Source organism: Luteibacter anthropi (assembly GCF_023699965.1).
In the GTDB taxonomy this organism is placed as follows: Bacteria; Pseudomonadota; Gammaproteobacteria; order Xanthomonadales; family Rhodanobacteraceae; genus Luteibacter; species Luteibacter anthropi.
On the sequence record NZ_CP077072.1, the window covers coordinates 467,156 to 483,431 of the forward strand.

At 63.9% G+C, this 16,276-nt stretch carries 15 protein-coding genes and 4 tRNA genes; 7 read left to right on the forward strand and 12 right to left on the reverse strand.

All coding sequences use genetic code 11. From position 1 onward, the window contains the following. The 9 genes from rplK to KR767_RS02205 all read right to left on the reverse strand — a co-directional run bounded on the left by rplK (position 1) and on the right by KR767_RS02205 (position 4,144). Positions 1-429, reverse strand: a complete 429-nt coding sequence (rplK, locus tag KR767_RS02165; RefSeq protein ID WP_045829444.1) for a 50S ribosomal protein L11 — start codon at positions 427-429, stop codon at positions 1-3. Between the two features lie 183 nt (positions 430-612). Continuing rightward, complete coding sequence (gene nusG, locus KR767_RS02170; protein WP_166951179.1) at positions 613-1,173, reverse strand: transcription termination/antitermination protein NusG; 561 nt, start codon at positions 1,171-1,173, stop codon at positions 613-615. Between the two features lie 8 nt (positions 1,174-1,181). Continuing rightward, positions 1,182-1,580, reverse strand: coding sequence for a preprotein translocase subunit SecE (secE, locus tag KR767_RS02175; protein WP_166951176.1), 399 nt, complete (start codon positions 1,578-1,580; stop codon positions 1,182-1,184). Positions 1,581-1,593: 13 nt separating this feature from the next. Continuing rightward, positions 1,594-1,669, reverse strand: a tRNA-Trp gene (locus KR767_RS02180). Positions 1,670-1,762: 93 nt separating this feature from the next. Continuing rightward, entirely contained in the window at positions 1,763-2,953 is a 1,191-nt protein-coding gene (gene tuf / locus KR767_RS02185) for an elongation factor Tu (protein WP_166951174.1), read from the reverse strand. Between the two features lie 63 nt (positions 2,954-3,016). Further along, positions 3,017-3,092, reverse strand: a tRNA-Thr gene (locus KR767_RS02190). Between the two features lie 26 nt (positions 3,093-3,118). Continuing rightward, positions 3,119-3,192: transfer RNA gene (locus KR767_RS02195), tRNA-Gly, on the reverse strand. An 18-nt stretch (positions 3,193-3,210) separates the two neighbouring features. Next, a tRNA-Tyr gene (locus KR767_RS02200) sits at positions 3,211-3,296 on the reverse strand. 362 nt (positions 3,297-3,658) lie between these two features. Then, positions 3,659-4,144 (reverse strand): acyl-CoA thioesterase, encoded by a 486-nt coding sequence (locus KR767_RS02205; RefSeq protein ID WP_166951172.1) that lies wholly within the window; start codon positions 4,142-4,144, stop codon positions 3,659-3,661. A gap of 99 nt (positions 4,145-4,243) precedes the next feature. On the opposite strand from KR767_RS02205, the gene KR767_RS02210 reads away from it, so the two are divergent. The 3 genes from KR767_RS02210 to KR767_RS02220 are packed head-to-tail and all read left to right on the forward strand — an operon-like array spanning position 4,244 to position 6,943. Then, positions 4,244-6,157 (forward strand): SpoIIE family protein phosphatase, encoded by a 1,914-nt coding sequence (locus KR767_RS02210; protein WP_250877951.1) that lies wholly within the window; start codon positions 4,244-4,246, stop codon positions 6,155-6,157. Next, positions 6,138-6,563: an ATP-binding protein gene (locus KR767_RS02215; protein WP_166951168.1), complete on the forward strand. Its 426-nt coding sequence runs from the start codon at positions 6,138-6,140 to the stop codon at positions 6,561-6,563. Before KR767_RS02210 ends, KR767_RS02215 begins: the two co-directional genes overlap by 20 nt. Then, positions 6,560-6,943, forward strand: a complete 384-nt coding sequence (locus KR767_RS02220; protein WP_166951166.1) for an STAS domain-containing protein — start codon at positions 6,560-6,562, stop codon at positions 6,941-6,943. Before KR767_RS02215 ends, KR767_RS02220 begins: the two co-directional genes overlap by 4 nt. A 5-nt stretch (positions 6,944-6,948) precedes the next feature. Here KR767_RS02220 and KR767_RS02225 read toward each other — a convergent pair whose 3' ends face one another. Together KR767_RS02225 and KR767_RS02230 are read right to left on the reverse strand one after the other, a co-directional pair. Further along, positions 6,949-7,416 carry a MarR family winged helix-turn-helix transcriptional regulator gene (locus KR767_RS02225; RefSeq protein ID WP_250877952.1) on the reverse strand — a complete coding sequence of 156 codons (468 nt, stop codon included), beginning with the start codon at positions 7,414-7,416 and terminating at the stop codon, positions 6,949-6,951. Positions 7,417-7,606: 190 nt separating this feature from the next. Beyond that, the gene (locus KR767_RS02230; protein ID WP_250877953.1) at positions 7,607-13,420 is read right to left on the reverse strand and encodes a putative Ig domain-containing protein; all 5,814 of its coding nucleotides are present in this window, start codon (positions 13,418-13,420) and stop codon (positions 7,607-7,609) included. A 296-nt stretch (positions 13,421-13,716) separates the two neighbouring features. On the opposite strand from KR767_RS02230, the gene KR767_RS02235 reads away from it, so the two are divergent. From KR767_RS02235 to KR767_RS02250, 4 genes are read left to right on the forward strand one after another with little or no spacing between them, the layout of a single operon-like run. Beyond that, a complete protein-coding gene (locus KR767_RS02235) occupies positions 13,717-14,262 on the forward strand; it encodes a phage tail protein (protein WP_250877954.1) in 546 nt (181 codons plus the stop codon). Between the two features lie 18 nt (positions 14,263-14,280). Next, positions 14,281-14,814 carry a phage tail protein gene (locus KR767_RS02240; RefSeq protein ID WP_250877955.1) on the forward strand — a complete coding sequence of 178 codons (534 nt, stop codon included), beginning with the start codon at positions 14,281-14,283 and terminating at the stop codon, positions 14,812-14,814. 33 nt (positions 14,815-14,847) lie between these two features. Further along, positions 14,848-15,399 (forward strand): phage tail protein, encoded by a 552-nt coding sequence (locus KR767_RS02245; RefSeq protein WP_250877956.1) that lies wholly within the window; start codon positions 14,848-14,850, stop codon positions 15,397-15,399. Further along, the gene (locus tag KR767_RS02250) at positions 15,396-15,941 is read left to right on the forward strand and encodes a GNAT family N-acetyltransferase (RefSeq protein ID WP_250877957.1); all 546 of its coding nucleotides are present in this window, start codon (positions 15,396-15,398) and stop codon (positions 15,939-15,941) included. Before KR767_RS02245 ends, KR767_RS02250 begins: the two co-directional genes overlap by 4 nt. Here KR767_RS02250 and KR767_RS02255 read toward each other — a convergent pair. After that, positions 15,934-16,227 carry a DUF6916 family protein gene (locus KR767_RS02255; protein WP_166951407.1) on the reverse strand — a complete coding sequence of 98 codons (294 nt, stop codon included), beginning with the start codon at positions 16,225-16,227 and terminating at the stop codon, positions 15,934-15,936. The two genes, KR767_RS02250 and KR767_RS02255, sit on opposite strands and share 8 nt — an antisense overlap. Positions 16,228-16,276: the final 49 nt, after the last annotated feature.

Consider the following 16,276-nt stretch of genomic DNA (forward strand, 5'->3'; position numbering starts at 1 on the left):
TTAACCCTCTACCACCAGACCCATGGAACGCGCGCTGCCGGCGATGGTACGCACGGCGGCATCGAGATCGGCAGCCGTGAGATCCGGCTCCTTCTGCTTCGCGATTTCCTCGAGCTGGGCGCGGGTGACCTTGCCCACCTTGTCGGTGTTCGGCTTCTGCGAGCCCTTGGCCACGCCCGTGATCTTCTTGAGAAGGATCGAGGCCGGCGGGGTCTTCGTGATGAAGGTGAAAGTACGGTCCGAGTAGGCCGTGATCACGACCGGGATCGGAAGACCCGGCTCGAGCTTCTGCGTGGCGGCATTGAACGCCTTGCAGAACTCCATGATGTTCAGGCCGCGCTGACCGAGGGCCGGACCGACGGGCGGCGACGGATTGGCCTGACCGGCCTTCACCTGCAACTTGATGTAACCAATGACTTTCTTTGCCATTTCTCTTCAACCTCGCGAGTGCGTGCGCCTTGCGGCTCCTCGCTGTAGACCATCCCTGGGGGTGATGGATTCGCCCTTGCGAACCCCTGAAACACGGCCACGCCGGAGTAAAAACTCCAGCGTGGACCGAGAATTATAGGCACTGAGCAAAAATTAAGCAACGCCCGTGCCGTGGGCCCTGGATCAGGCCTTTTCGACCTGACCGAACTCGAGCTCGACCGGGGTGGAGCGACCGAAGATGAGCACGGCCACGCGCAGGCGGCTCTTCTCGTAGTTGACCTCTTCGACCACGCCGTTGAAGTCGTTGAACGGACCGTCGGTGACCCGGACCATTTCGCCCGGCTCGAAGAGGACCTTCGGGCGGGGCTTCTCCACGCCTTCGCGAACGCGGCTGAGGATGTTGTCAGCCTCGGAGTCGCGGATCGGATGGGGGCGATCGGCGGTGCCACCAATGAAACCCATGACCTTCGGGGTTTCCTTGACGAGATGCCAGCACTCGTCGTCGATACGCGGGGTCTTGCCGCTGGTATCGGTCTCGATCTGGACGAGAACGTAACCCGGGAAGAACTTGCGCTCGCTGCGACGCTTCTGGCCGCCGCGCATTTCGATGACTTCCTCGGTCGGAACCAGGATTTCACCGAACTTTTCTTCCATGCCCTCACGCGCAACGCGCTCCGTGAGCGCCTTGCGAACCTGCTGTTCGAAACCTGAATAGGCGTGAACGACGTACCAACGTTTGCTCATGCCTTACCTCAATGTCCGAGCTTGAGCAGCCAATCGAGCACGATCGACTTCAACAGCCAGTCGATGAGCCCCATCAGCAGCGAAAGAATGATGACGACCACGATGATGATGCCGGTGGTCTTCAGCGTTTCGTCGCGCGACGGCCAGACGACCTTGCGCAACTCGAACTGCGACTCGGCGATGAAGCCGCGCAGCTTACGGCCCGGAGCCGTGAAGGAACCGATCGCCATGGCGGCGGCGACGGCGACGATAACGCCCACGACACGTGCGAACGACGGCACGCTGGGGTTATCGGAGAAATAGTAGAAACCGACGATGCCGGCGGCGAGCACGACCAGCGCAAGCGCCAGCTTGCCGAAATCGGCCGGGCCCATACCCTTGGCTGCTTCTTGTGCCTTCGTGTTCATGCGCGCTCGGAAGTGGCACGCCAGGAGGGACTCGAACCCCCAACCTGCGGTTTTGGAGACCGCTGCTCTGCCAATTGAGCTACTGGCGTACAAATGAAACGGAGTGAATCAAGGGCGGATGGTACACGACCATACCGCCCTGAAACCGGAAGCCGACCCTTGCGGGCCGGCGACCAGGGATATTACTTGATGATCTTCGACACCACGCCGGCGCCGACGGTGCGGCCACCCTCGCGAATGGCGAAGCGCAGGCCTTCGTCCATGGCGATCGGGAAGCCCAGCTGCACCGTGATCTTCACGTTGTCGCCCGGCATCACCATCTCGGTGCCTTCCGGCAGCTTGATGGAGCCCGTCACGTCCGTGGTACGGAAGTAGAACTGCGGACGGTAGTTGCTGAAGAACGGGGTGTGACGGCCGCCTTCGTCCTTCGACAGGACGTAGATCTCGCCTTCGAAGTCCGTGTGCGGGGTAACCGAACCCGGCTTGGCCAGCACCTGGCCACGCTCGACGTCTTCACGCTTCAGGCCGCGGACCAGCACGCCGACGTTGTCGCCTGCCTGACCCTGGTCGAGAAGCTTGCGGAACATTTCGACGCCCGTCACGGTGGTGTTCTGCGTATCGCGCAGACCCACGACCTCGGCGGCATCACCCACCTTGACGATGCCGCGCTCGACGCGACCGGTGAGCACCGTACCGCGACCCGAGATCGAGAACACGTCTTCGACCGGGAGCAGGAAGGGCTTGTCGATCTCGCGCTGCGGCTCCGGAATCCAGGTGTCGAGTGCGTCGACGAGCTTGATGATCGCCGGCACGCCGATGTCGGACTGGTCGCCATCGAGGGCGAGGCGGGCCGAACCCGAGATGATCGGGGTGTCGTCGCCCGGGAACTCGTACTTCGACAGCAGTTCGCGGACTTCCATTTCGACGAGCTCGAGGAGCTCGGCGTCGTCGACCATGTCGGCCTTGTTCAGGAACACGACGATGTACGGCACGCCGACCTGACGCGAGAGCAGGATGTGCTCGCGGGTCTGCGGCATCGGGCCGTCAGCGGCCGAGCACACGAGGATCGCGCCGTCCATCTGGGCGGCACCGGTGATCATGTTCTTGACGTAGTCAGCATGCCCCGGGCAATCGACGTGACCGTAGTGACGGGTCGGCGATTCGTATTCGACGTGGGCGGTCGAGATCGTGATACCACGAGCCTTCTCTTCCGGAGCGGCGTCGATCGAGCCGTAATCCTTGAATTCACCACCGAAACGCTCGGCGCCGACCTTCGTCAGGGCAGCCGTCAGCGTGGTCTTGCCGTGGTCGACGTGGCCGATGGTGCCGACGTTGACGTGCGGCTTGGTGCGTTCGAACTTACCCTTTGCCATGAGCGCTAAACTCCGCTGGAGCCAATGAGATAGAGAAAAAGGAACCGCCGCGTACGACGAAGATGGTGCTCATGACTGGAATCGAACCAGCGACCTCTTCCTTACCAAGGAAGTGCTCTACCGACTGAGCTACATGAGCACGAAACGAAATGCGCGTATGAACAATGGAGCGGGAGACGGGAATCGAACCCGCACAATCAGCTTGGAAGGCTGAAGTTCTACCATTGAACTACTCCCGCACTACGCGGAACTCGTACTGGTGGAGGAAGGTGGATTCGAACCACCGAAGGCGTAAGCCAGCAGATTTACAGTCTGCCCCCGTTGGCCGCTTGGGTATTCCTCCAACAAAGAACGCCTATTGTCGCGAGCGCCCCGGATACTGTCAACAACTTCAGCACGTTTTCATGACGGCTTCATTGTGACCCGGATGCCCTGACAACTCCTGTCGATACGGGTGGTCGCCAGGTGGGCCGCGAAGTGTACAGGGGTGTTATCGGGTTGTGAAGCTGTCATTTTGGTTCTGGGGCCTCTGGCGCGCTCCTACATGGCGGCTTGGGGCAGGCACCGCTCCGGTTCGGTCGCGCGCGAGGCGCGCTCCTACATGGCCGTAGCGCACTGCTTGGTCTGGTCGCGCGCAAAGCGCGCTACTACACGGCAACCACGTAGGAGCGCGCCTTGCGCGCGACCGGGCGAAGCCGGAAGGCCTCAGGCCTCCCGCGTCGCCAGCACCAGCGGCTCCATCGCCCGCGACATCTCCATCAGCTTCATCGCGTATTCCTGCAGACGGAGGTCCTTCTCCTCCACCGGCTTCCAGGGCGGTACCGGGGTGGGCTTGCCGCCGTCGGCCTTGTCCATCGCCACGAAGACCATGACGCAGCTGGTGGCCAGCCGCTGTTCGCCGCTGCGCAGGTCGCGGGCCAGGACGTCCACCGCCAGATGCATGCTCGACGTGCCTGTATGGATGAGGCGGGCGCGCACGGTCACGAGATCGCCGATGAGGATGGGGGCCAGGAACTGGATGCCGCTGACCGAGACCGTGACGCAATACGCTCCGCTCCAGCCCACCGCACACGCGTACCCCGCCTGGTCCAGCCACTTCATGGCCATGCCACCGTGCACCTTGCCGCCGAAATTCACATCGGTGGGTTGGGCCAGGAAACGGAATTCGACTTCTCGCTGGGTGCCGGGCATGGGCCTACCTTGCTGGGGAAAACCCCATTATGAAGCGCGGCGCCTTGTCGCGCCGCCCCGCCGGACATAGATTGCGTCTATCGCCTCCCGGAGTGCCCGATGGTCCTGCGCAGCGTCGCCTCGAGGTTGGCCCTGGGAGTCCTGCTGGGCTCGGCGATCGTCCTGGTCGTCACGGGCGGCCTGTTGCTGTCGCATACCCGGGAGCAGACGCTGGAGCAGACCGCGCGGGAAGCCGCCGCCATCGCCGACTCGGCGTCCAGCCGGATCCAGGTCCACATCGACGGCGTGGCCCGGGTCGCCCGCGTACTGGCCGGACAACTTGCCACCCGGCGGGAGCAGGCCCCGGCCCTGGTCCGCGACGCCCTGGCGGTGAATCCCGAGATCGTGGACATCAGTGCCGCCTTCGTCCCCCGTGACACGGCCAGCGTCAGGGCGGCAGACGCACCCGTCGCACGCAGGGATGCCACCGGGAAGATCACCTCGGGCAGTCGCAGGGACGAACCGGAGGCGTACTGGACCGCTCCCTGGTTCGTGCGTGGCCTCAACTGCGAGACCGGCTGCTGGCAGCCTCCCTTCCACTCCCCTGCCCGCCCGGACACCCTCGTCGGCTATTCGATCGCGATCCCGGGCGACAAGGTGCCCGTGCAGGGCGTGGCGGACGCGACCATCAGCCTGGGCTGGCTGCAACGTGTCCTGGGATCGCTTGGCAAGCCAGCCCACGCCTCGGCCTTTGTCGTGGATACCGACGGCCGGTTCCTCGCCCACGACTGGCTCTCGTACATCGGCACGAAGGGTAGCCATCCGCTCATCACCGCCATTGCCGAAGGCCGCAATCCCGTCCGGATCACGCCCGAGGAAGGCGGCCGGGTCAGCGAACCGGTCTGGGTCTACTTCGTGCCCATCAAGGGCACCCAGTGGACCTTCGGACTCTCCATGCCCGAACGTGCGGTCATGGCGGACCTGCGGCAGACCTACCTGGTGGACATCGTGCTGGGGCTTATCGCCCTCGCCGGCGTCTCTGTCATCGCCCTGCTCATCACGCGACGCCTGCTGGCTCCGCTGACCGTGCTCGCGGACCGCGCCGAGGACGTCTCGCGTGGCGAACTCGATTTCGAGCTTCCCATCGTCACACGCAACGACGAAGTGGGCCGGCTTACCCGGGCCTTCGACCAGATGCGCCACCAGCTGGCGGGTCATATCGACTCCGCGAAACGCGTGGCCCGCGAGCAGGAGCGCATCGCGAGCGAACTCGATATCGCCAGGCAGATCCAGCTGGCGCTGATCCCGTCGCCCCACTGGCTCGCCAACGACGGCCGCATCGAGGTGCATGCCGCCCTGCGCCCCGCATCGGCCGTAGGCGGCGATCTGTATACCTATTTCGCACTCGGCGCCCGCCACGTCTGCATCATGGTGGGCGACGTCTCCGACAAGGGCATCCCTGCGGCTCTGTTCATGGCGCGCACCGTGACCCTCGCTCGCACGCTGGCCACGCATGCGCGCTCGCCCAGCGACATCCTCGCCGCGCTGAATCGCGAACTGTGCAAGGGCAACGACACCTGCATGTTCGTCACCCTGCTCTGCGGTGTCGTGGAAACGGAAACCGGCCTGCTGGCCCTGGCCAGCGCAGGTCATGAACAACCGGTGTTGCATGCCGGCGGCACGGCCACCCTGGTGGATGTGGAGACCGGTCCCGCGCTCGGCCTCGACCCGGATGCGCGCTACCCTGTACGCGTACTTTCGTTGCTGGGGGGCGATACCTTGCTCATGTACACCGACGGCGTCAGCGAAGCGCATACCGGAGGCCAGCGCCTTTTCGGCACGTACGGCCTGTTGCGCAGCGTTTCGGACGTTCCCGAAGGCGCGCCGCCGGAAACCTACGTGGAGCGGATCCTCGGCGACGTGGACGCCTACGTGGAAGGCGCCCCCGCCTATGACGACATCGCCGTGCTCGCACTCACCTGGCACGACCTCGGCGCAGAAGGAGCCCGCCTCGATGCGGTTGCGCATTCCTAACCGTCTGGAAGACGTATTCCTCGCTCTGGAACAGGCCGACGTCGCTCTCAGGCGAAGTCGTGTCGCGGAAGCCTGTTGCGCCGATGTGCGCCTTGTCCTGGAAGAACTGCTGGTCAACACCGTGCGTCACGGCTATCCGGATGGTCGCGACGGTTACATCGACATCGACCTGGAGATCCGTTCCGACGCGGTACGGCTCGACCTGTGCGACGACGCACAGGCATTCGATCCGATGCTGCACGAACCTCCAGACCTGCCCGGCGACCTCGCAGACCGCGCCATCGGCGGCCTGGGGCTGCACATCGCGCGCAGCATCGCCGACGACCTGACCTACCAGCGCCACGAGCGGCACAACCAGGTCATCGTGCATTTCCTTATCACTCCCTCCGACGAGCCCGCCCCATGACCCTGATCGTCCGCAGCGAAAGCCCTGGCCACGAACGCAGCACCGTGTGGCTCGAAGGCCGTCTGGACGCGGCCACCTATGTGGAATTCGACGAGGCCATGCGCGACGTCACGCCTCTGGTGGATAGCGGCGGCACGCTCGTGATCGACCTGTCCGCGCTTGAATACATCAGCAGTGCCGGCCTGCGCAGCCTGGCCCTTCTTCGCAAGCAGATGCGCGATCGCGACGGGCGCACGCTCCTGCTCAACCCGCAGCCGCAGGTGAGAAAGGTATTCGATATCGTCAAAGCCGTGCCGCTGGCGGAAGTCTTTGCCAACGTGGCGGAACTCGACGCCTACCTGGACCACATGCAGCGCCAGATCAGCTCGCCGGATCGCTGAAGCCTTCAGCGCCCGCTGTGATCGATGAGGTTCGACCTCAGTGTCTCAAGCTGCGCCTTGAGGGCGCCCAGCTGGTCGATCTCGCAATCCATGGCACAGAAGACATCCACCGGCACATCGCCCGCCTTCTCGCGCAATGCCCTGCCCTCGTCCGTGAGCGTAACGATCACCTGCCGCTCGTCCCGCGTGCCACGCGCGCGCTGCACGAGACCGGCGGCCTGCAGGCGCTTGAGCAAAGGCGTTAACGTGGCCGAATCGAGGAACAGGCGTTCGCCCAGCTCCGACACCGTGATGCCGTCGCGCTCCCACAGCACCAGCATGGCAAGGTACTGCGGATAGGTGAGATCCAGCTTCGCCAGCAACTGGCGGTAGAGCTTGCCCATCGCCAGGTTGGCCGAGTACAGGGCGAAGCACAGCTGCCCGTCGAGGGTGCGGGGCGCTTCGATACCGGACGGGAGGGACTTCTTGCTCATGCTCCGGAATGTAGGGACCGAGCAATTACTTTGCAAGCGATTCAATTGCGCAACCTGTAGGAGAGCGCCTCGCGCGCGACCGGTACGGAGTCGTGAGACCCGAAATCCCGCCCCTCCGAAAACAGACCGGGTGGAATCGGGAATACCCCGTTCCACCCGGTCGCGCGCGAGGCGTGCTCCTACAACGGCCTCAGGGGCCGAATTTCTTTTCGATGCCCAGCAGGATCGACTGGTTGTCCCGGGTCGTGTTGTCCAGCTGGTTCTGGTATTCAGCGCGAATCATCCAGCCACCGTTGGTCTGCAACACGATGCCGGCACCCAGCAGCGTGTGGTTGCGCGACTGACGGTACAGCGTGGCGCGATACAACGGGCCGTCGATCAGATCCGCGTAGCGCATCACCGCCTTGCTGGAGCCCTGCAGGTCGTGGCCGAACTCGGCACGCAGCTGCGGTGCCCACACGCCGTAGTCGCGCTTCACCGACCATTGCGCAAGCACACCCAGCGTCGCCGTGGTCGTCTTCACCGTCTGCGACTGGTAACGCAGGGAATACACGTCGTCACCGTGTTCCGTGAAGGCATCCAGGCGTGCACGCGCCACATCGAAGCGGCCGTAAGGCGTGAACTGCGAGTTGTCGCCCACCATCTGGTAACCCGCCGAGAGCGACGCGAACCACTGCTTGCCGTCGCGGCTTCCTTCCACATGGTTGCCATTGTCGGTGACGAAGCGGCGCGAATCGAACGACAGCCACTGGTAGCCGATCAACGCATCCGTGTAGAACGATTCCGTCGGACGGTAACTGCCGTAGACGGCCACGTTGTAGCTGTCCACCGTGCTGCGGCTGCCGTTGTTGCCCACGTCGGAGTGATCGTGGCCATAACCCACGCCCGCACCCACCGCCAGCTTGTCGCTGAACTGCTTGTCCACACCGACACTCAGGCCCGACGTCGTGAAGTCGATGCCGTTGTCGCTGGTGCCCGCCTGGCTCTTGCCGAAGTTGATGGCGCCTCCGGTCCAGACCGAGACATCGCCAGGCAACGTACCGTGCTGCGAACTGGCGGCCGTCTGCGATTCCGGCGAACCGGCATCGGGCTGCACCAGGTAACGACGGTTGTTGTCGTCCTGCGCACGACGCAGGTCGGCGTAGGCGTCGCGACTGCGGGACGAACTGGCCGACGCCATGGTGATGCCATTGGTGAAGCCGGTCGTGCCACCGCTGTGCAGCATCTCCAGGCGACGCTGGAAGTTGCTGATCTGGCCGGTCGCCATGCGACGGGTTTCGTCGGCCTGTGCGGAAAGCACGCCCAGCACTTCCGGATCCTTCGACGGATCGCTGCGCGGCGTGACGGTGACCGTGACATAGCCCGGTGCCGATGTGGCATAGGCATTGGTCAACGTATAGCCGATCTGCGCCGTGCCACCGAACGTCGGCGATGCCGTGAACAGCAGCATGTAGCCCGTGGCCGAAGCCTGGATGCTCGCACTGCCTGCATTGGCCGGCGACACCGACACCACGTTCGCCCCCGTGAAGGGACCACCCTGCGCCTTGCTGGTGATGTCCACCTGCACGAAACGGCCGGCAATGGTCGCTGCGGTTACCGGCGGAGCGATCGGTGCCGGATTCACCGTCACGTTCACGTGGGCCGGCTGTGACGCACCGAAGGCGTTGCTCAGCGTGAAGTCAAAACCGATCTCACCCGATGCATCGGCCGCCGCGGTGTAAACCAGGTCGGTGCCCTGCACCTGCACGCTGCCACTGGACGGGGGCGCAACGACGGCTACCGACGTGAACGGACCATTCGTGGCACCCGCTGCGGCGTGGATCGTCACCGACTGGCCGGACAACACCGTCACCTTCGTCGAAGGCACCGGCACGGGTACCGGACCGGCTGCCACCGTGATGCTGACGGTAGCGACATTCGACGTGCCGCCCGGACCGGTCGCGGTGTACTTCAGCGTGTCGTTGCCGAAGTAGTCGTGCGCCGGGGTATAGACGACGTTGAGGCCATCGATGGTAGCCGTACCGTGACCGGCCGCCTGCGTGATCGCAATGCTGGTGATCGGGCCACTGTCGTTTGCCGTGACCGGAATCGTGACCGACGCGTTGGCACCGACCGTGGCCTTGTCGTCCACGGCCACCGGCGTCGCCTCGGCCACCACGATAGTGTAGCCCTGGCTACCTGTCGCTCCGAAGGCATCGGTGGCGGTGATGGTGACGGACGCACTACCGGCCGCCGTCGGCGTACCCACGATCGCACCGGCCGACGACAACGTCAGACCGGCCGGAAGTGCTCCCGATGTAATTGCGTAGGCGTACGGCGCAATGCCTCCGCTGGTCGCCAGTGTGGTGGCGGGGTAAACCACTGCCACCTTGCCGCCAGGCAGCGTGGCCGGCGTAAAGGTGAACGTGGGCACGGCAATGGTGACGTTGTAGTTCTGCGTCGCCGTCTGCCCGGCGAGGTCGGTCACCTGCACCGTGAACGGGAAGGTGCCCGAAACCGTCGCCGAACCGGAAATCTGACCCGACGGATTCAACACCAGTCCATTCGGCAACGCCCCTGCCGACAGTGTGAACGAATAGGGCGGCGCACCGTTCTGCGCCACGATGCTCTGGCTGTACGTCGCACCGCGCACCGGGTTGGGCAGCGTCGTCGTGGCGATGGTCACCGCACCGCCCGGCACCACCACGCTGAAGCCCTGGCTGACCGGTGCGGCAGGCAGGTAGGCCTGGTCACCGCCCTGCGCCGCCACCACGGTACAGGTACCGGGGGCCTTTGCCTGCAACTGGCTGCCCGACACGATGGCGCAGACGTTGACGGTCTGGCTGGTGAACTGCACAGGCAGGCCGGACGTCGTCGTCGCAACGAGTGGCGTCGTCGTGCCGAAGTCCTTCGGTCCGGGATTGTTGAACGTGATCTGCTGCTGCCCCTGAGGCGTCACGCTGGCACTCGCCGCCGACGCATCGCTCGTGCCCACCGGATTGGTCGCTGTCACCGTGAAGGTGTAGGCCGTGCCCAGGGTGAGTCCCGGCACCGTGATCGAAGGCGCACCCCCGGTAGCCGTGATGCCACCCGGACTCGATGTCACCGTATATCCCGTGATGGCGGCACCACCGTCGCTGGACGGCGGCGTGAATGCGACCACCGCACTGCCCGTGGTCTGGCCCGCGGGCGCAGCCGGTGCGGAAACGGTGCCGATCACCGGTGCCGAGGGCCTCAGGGCACCCACCGTGATGGTATAGGCCTGCGAGCCGGTCACGGTGAAGCTGTCCGTCGCGGTCACGGTGATGTTGAACGTACCCGCCGCCGTCGGCGTACCGCTGAGCGTGCCGTTCGGTGCCAGCACCAGGCCGGTGGGCAGGCTGCCGGACGTTACGGCATACGTGTAGGGCGCGATACCGCCACTGGCCGCAATCGTGGTGGAAGGATAAATACCACCCCAGGTCCCGGCGGGCAGGTTTGCCGGCGTGAAGGTGAATACGGGAGAGATGATGGAGCCGCTGTAGTTCTTCGTGCTGGTCTGACCCGCCAGGTCGGTCACCTGCACCGTGAACGAGTACGGTCCCGTGGATGTCACGGTGCCGGAAATCAGGGCGGATGTCGGGCTGGCTGGCGTCAGCGTGAGGCCGTTCGGCAACGCGCCCGCCGAGATCACGTAGCTATAAGGCTCCGCACCACCTTGTGACGTAATCGTGGCGCTGTAAGGCACCCCTCGCGTCGGTGCCGGAAGGGTGGTCGTAGTGATCGAGACCGGGCCGCCTGCAACGACGACACTGAAACCCTGGGTGACGTCCGGCGCGGCACGGTAGCCACCACCGCCAGGTTGCGACGCCTGCACCGTACACATACCCGGTGCCTTCGCATGAAGCTGGTTGAGTGACACGATCTCGCAGACATTCGCGGTCTGGCTGGTGAATTGCACAGGCAGGCCGGATGACGCCGTCGCCACCAGTGGCGTCGTGGTACCGAAATTCACCTGCCCGGGATTGGCAAACGTGATGGTCTGGCTGCCCATGGGCGTCGCGGCATTGCTGGCGGCCGAAGGGGCACCCGTTCCGGCTGTCGAGCTGGCGGTCACCGTAAAGGTATACGCCGTGCCGAAGGTGAGGCCGGTGACGGCGAGCGGCGATGTACTGCCCGTCGCCGTGATGTTGCCCGGGCTCGACGTTACCGTGTAGCCGGTGATCGCACCACCGCCGTTGAACGCCGGCGGTGTGAATGCCACCGAGGCACCACCCGTGGACTGGCCCGGCGTGCCATCTACTGCAGTCGCGGTGCCGATGGTGGGCGCTCCCGGAACGACCGCATTGACGGCAAACGACTGGGACTGCGATGCCGCCACGTAGGTGCCGTTACCCGGCTGCGATACCGTGATGGAGCAGTTGCCCGCGGTGAGAAAAGTGAGTTGCCCCGTGGCAGGCACGATCGTACAGACCGGGGTTGTCGTCGACGAGAACGTCAGCGGCTGTCCCGTATCCACCGATGCGGTAAGGGTGGGCGATGTGCCGAAATTCTGCGGACCGGGATTCGCGAACGAGATGTTCTGCGTGATCTGCGGCGTGACGGGGCCGGAGGGGCCGGATGCCGGACCGGTGCCTACCGTATTGCTGGCCGTCACGGTGAACGTGTAGGCGGTGCCACGTGTCAGCCCCGGTACCGTGATCGGGCTTGCCGATCCCGAGGCGACGATGCCGCCGGGGCTGGACGTCACGGCATAGCCGGTGATCGCGGAGCCGCCATTGCTACCAGGCGGTGCAAAAGCCACGACGGCCGATGCCGGGGTGCCCAGCCCCCCGGCTGCTACGGAGACGCTGCTGACCGACGGCGCGCCAGGCGCTACGGCTGCTATGTTGACGGTATATGCCTGCGTGCCGGTAAAACTATTGGCATCCGTGGCCGTCACGGTGAAATTGAACGTACCCGTACCGGTCGGCGTACCGCTGAGCGAGCCGTTCGCGTTGAGCGTAAGCCCCGTTGGCACACTGCCTGTCGCCGTGAACTGGTAAGGCGCCGTTCCGCCGCTCGCCGTGATGGCCTGCGAATACGCTGTGCCAAACGCGCCATCAGGCAGCGAAGGACGCAACGTGATGGGCGGCGGCAGGGCCACCTGAAGCGTGTAGGTGCGCGTGGTGGTGGCATGCGTGATGCCATCCACGCTCGGCGTACTGTCGGTCACCCGCACCGTGATGGGAAAGTTGCCCGCCTGCGTCGGGGTGCCGCTGATGGTGCCCGTGGAATTCAGCGTGATGCCACTCGGAAGCGTGCCGCTGCTGAGTGCATAGGTGTATGGCGCGGTGCCGCCCGTCGTCGTCAGGGACGTGGAATACGCGCTGCCTTGCGTACCGGAAGGGATCGACACGGGCGTCAGCGAGAGCGTGGGCAACGCAACGGACACGGTGTACGACTGGTCGGTCGTCTTCGGGGTTCCGGACGAATCCGCAACATGGACGGAGAACGAGAACGAGCCTGCCTTGCTGGGCGTTCCTGAAATGACGCCACTTCCCGATATGGCGATGCCGTCCGGAGGCGTCCCCGTAAACGAATACGTATACGGCGCGGTTCCGCCCGTCGTCGATAGCGTTACCGGTGAATAGACCTGGCCGTACACCATCGACGGCAAGGTCGTCGGCGTTACGGTGAGAGAAGGGGCTGAGGGGAGAATGGTGATGTTGAACTGGACGTCGTTGCCGTTCTCGTCAATCACCGTGAAGGTGTCGCTGAGGTGGCCCAACACCGTATTTTTATAGGTCAGGGAGTAAAGGCCGGAGCCGACGGGACTGATGGTGCCAAACAACGGCGCGATTACCGTATCCTGGTAGGCACCGCCAAAACAGTCGAACTCGATACTTCCCCCGGCGGGGATGGTCGCGCTCTGTGGCGAAGTGCAAGCCGCTGCCACACCGCCAGCGCCGAACCACAACAGCAACAGAACCATGAAGGCGCGAACGCCCTTCCACGCACGGTGCAACGCCGCGCGGTCGTGATCGACACGCATCGAATACCACATATGTACCGTTCCCCTGCCCGCCCCGCTTCAATCCCCGCGCGACGTTCGCGTGGGGCCAGAACGAAATGATGTATCCCCAGCACCAGCATATCCGCGATACCTGGGCCGCTTGTGCGCCATACGTGCGATCCCGTAAGCGGAATCGGCAGCGCTGCATCCAGCAGCAAGCGCACACGTTGCAATTGGAGCAAGGTAGGCCCCGGCGCGATATCACCGGTTTCGGGGGTATACGCGAAGGCGGCCACCCGATGACCATGGCGTCGCGAACGACGGACCACGTTTCTCAGGGGACAACGATGAGTACCAATTTCTACCTCGGCCAGATCACCATGGCGGGATACAACTTCGCACCACGGGGCTTCGCCCTGTGCAATGGGCAGCTCCTGCCGATTTCGCAGAACCAGGCGCTGTTCTCACTGCTGGGCCTGGCCTACGGCGGCAACGGAACGACTAATTTCGCCTTGCCGAACATGCAGGGGCGTGTGCCGGTGGGACAGGGTCCGAGCAGCGGCAGCGGACAGAATTACCCGATAGGCTCCATTGCCGGCGCTGAAAACGTCACGCTCACGGCCAGCCAGCTGGCGGCGCATATGCATTCGGTAAACGCATCAACGACCACCGCCCGTGCCACCACGCCAAGCGGTGGCATTTTCGCGTCCGTCAAGCCCGTGGGCACCAGCGCGGCAGAGGCCATCTATGGCCCCATGTCCAACCCCGCGGTCGCTCTTGCCCAGACGACCGTCACGCCCGCGGGCGGCAACGGCCCGCATCCTAATATGCAGCCGTACAGCGTGATCAACTTCACGATCGCCCTCCAGGGCATCTTTCCCTCCCGCAGCTGACCGCGTCAGGACATCATCATGAGCGAAGCCAATATTGGCGAGATCCGTCTTTTCGGATTCACGCGCATCCCCAACGGCTGGTTCGCGTGCGACGGCAGCCTGAAGTCCATCGCGGAATACCAACCGCTGTTCGTACTGATCGGCACCACTTATGGCGGCGACGGTATACAGACATTCGGTGTACCTGATCTGCGGGGGCGGCTACCCGTTCATCAGGGCACGGGCACCACTGGTACCAATTATCCGCTGGGGCTCTCTGCCGGTACCGAAACGGTAACCCTGACCGTGGCGCAGATTCCCTCGCATACGCATGTGGCTTTCGCGAGCACGTCCAACGCCACCACCGCAACGCCCGGACCGTCAGTGGTACCGGCAGCCCAGACAGCCGACCTGCTGTACGCCACGAATCCCGGTGCATTGACGCCGCTACCCATGGCAACGACGGCAACAGGACCGAACCCCGGGGGCCCCCTTCCCCACGACAACCTGATGCCGACGCTCACCGGCTCGTTCTGTATCTGCTGGAGCGGCGTATTTCCGCCGCACAGCTGACGACTATCGTTTTCGATACCAGGGGATCATTCCATGACAGAACCATTCGTCGGCGAAGTCCAGCTCTTCGCTTTCAACTTCGCCCCAACCGGCTGGGCACTCTGTAGCGGGGCGTTGATCGCCGTACAGCAGAACCCTACGCTTTTCTCGCTGCTGGGCACCAACTACGGCGGCAATGGCACAACCACGTTCGGATTGCCTAACTTCGGCGGCAATGCGGCGTGCAGCCTGGGGCAAGGTACCGGGCTGAGCAACCGTGTCATCGGCGAGGTATTCGGCAGCGAGGGCGTAACGTTGCTCTCCAGCAATATCCCACCACACACCCACGGCATGGCTGGCTATGCCCAGCCCGACCCATCGAAACGTAGCTCGTCGCCGACGACGGGCGTCGGACTGTGCGCGGCGGTCCACGGGGCAAGCTTCCTCAATTCAACGGCGCCGCCGGCACCACCAACACCAAACACGACGTTTTCGCCTGTAATGTTGAATCCCGGGACTGCGGCCGGCCCGCACGAGAACCGCCAGCCATACCTGACAGTGAACTTCTGCATTGCGCTGAATGGTGTCTTCCCCACTACGCAGTGAACACGAATAGCGGAAAATTTCCCGGCGAGACGTCAACCATCTTCGTGGTGGCGCCGCCGGGCGTTCGCTTGCGGAACGCCCGTGATGAAGATCTGCCCTTCCTTCGTGAGCTCTACGAGCATGCACGTTCTGCCGAACTTGCCGGTGTACCCTGGCCGCAGGACGTTCGCAGCCGTTTCCTTGACGACCAATTTCGTCTTCAGCACCAACACTACGTCACACATTTCTCCAGGGCCGACTTTCTTCTTCTGGAAAGAGACGATCGACTGATCGGTCGGTTTTACATCGATGCGTCGGGAGACGACCTGCATGTCATCGACATCAGTCTCCTGGCGGAGGAACGTGGACGAGGTATCGGCACACTGCTTCTTCAGTCGTTAATGAGTCACGCCTCTCGTGCAGGTCGAGGCGTCTTCCTTAACGTCAATCGCTTCAATCCGGATGCGGAGCGCCTTTATCGTCGACTCGGGTTTGCGCATCTCACGCCCGAAGGCGTGGATGCAGGCAGCGATATGTATCTGCCGATGCGATGGATCAGTTGAACACCGCCTGATAAATGAAGCCTTCCCGGTCCCGCGCGATGGGCACGAGGAAAATGCCGAATTCGCCCATGGATTCGCTCTTCATCGCGTAGATGCGCTGGGGAAAGACAATGGCCGCTTCGTTGCGAAACAACAACGAGAACGGTTCACGCACGGCACCTGCCATAACCCCATGCGACAACGGCCGGGCCTCGACAAGCGTGAATGGCGTGTTTGTGCCCTCGATGTCCACCGCGAAGGTTTCATTGAGGTGAGTGGCGAAGTGCGAAAGCTGAAGAAATTCCATGATGACGTCCCCCGAACGTAGAGGGAGCATGCACGGTAAAACCCCTTTT

What these genes read in the sequence shown, in the direction of transcription:
- rplK (WP_045829444.1), bottom strand. Translation starts at nt 429, where the DNA reads ATGGCAAAGAAAGTCATTGGTTACATCAAGTTGCAGGTGAAGGCCGGT.
- nusG (WP_166951179.1), bottom strand. Translation starts at nt 1,173, where the DNA reads ATGAGCAAACGTTGGTACGTCGTTCACGCCTATTCAGGTTTCGAACAG.
- secE (WP_166951176.1), bottom strand. Translation starts at nt 1,580, where the DNA reads ATGAACACGAAGGCACAAGAAGCAGCCAAGGGTATGGGCCCGGCCGAT.
- tuf (WP_166951174.1), bottom strand. Translation starts at nt 2,953, where the DNA reads ATGGCAAAGGGTAAGTTCGAACGCACCAAGCCGCACGTCAACGTCGGC.
- KR767_RS02205 (WP_166951172.1), bottom strand. Translation starts at nt 4,144, where the DNA reads ATGCCCGGCACCCAGCGAGAAGTCGAATTCCGTTTCCTGGCCCAACCC.
- KR767_RS02210 (WP_250877951.1), top strand. Translation starts at nt 4,244, where the DNA reads ATGGTCCTGCGCAGCGTCGCCTCGAGGTTGGCCCTGGGAGTCCTGCTG.
- KR767_RS02215 (WP_166951168.1), top strand. Translation starts at nt 6,138, where the DNA reads ATGCGGTTGCGCATTCCTAACCGTCTGGAAGACGTATTCCTCGCTCTG.
- KR767_RS02220 (WP_166951166.1), top strand. Translation starts at nt 6,560, where the DNA reads ATGACCCTGATCGTCCGCAGCGAAAGCCCTGGCCACGAACGCAGCACC.
- KR767_RS02225 (WP_250877952.1), bottom strand. Translation starts at nt 7,416, where the DNA reads ATGAGCAAGAAGTCCCTCCCGTCCGGTATCGAAGCGCCCCGCACCCTC.
- KR767_RS02230 (WP_250877953.1), bottom strand. Translation starts at nt 13,420, where the DNA reads ATGTGGTATTCGATGCGTGTCGATCACGACCGCGCGGCGTTGCACCGT.
- KR767_RS02235 (WP_250877954.1), top strand. Translation starts at nt 13,717, where the DNA reads ATGAGTACCAATTTCTACCTCGGCCAGATCACCATGGCGGGATACAAC.
- KR767_RS02240 (WP_250877955.1), top strand. Translation starts at nt 14,281, where the DNA reads ATGAGCGAAGCCAATATTGGCGAGATCCGTCTTTTCGGATTCACGCGC.
- KR767_RS02245 (WP_250877956.1), top strand. Translation starts at nt 14,848, where the DNA reads ATGACAGAACCATTCGTCGGCGAAGTCCAGCTCTTCGCTTTCAACTTC.
- KR767_RS02255 (WP_166951407.1), bottom strand. Translation starts at nt 16,227, where the DNA reads ATGGAATTTCTTCAGCTTTCGCACTTCGCCACTCACCTCAATGAAACC.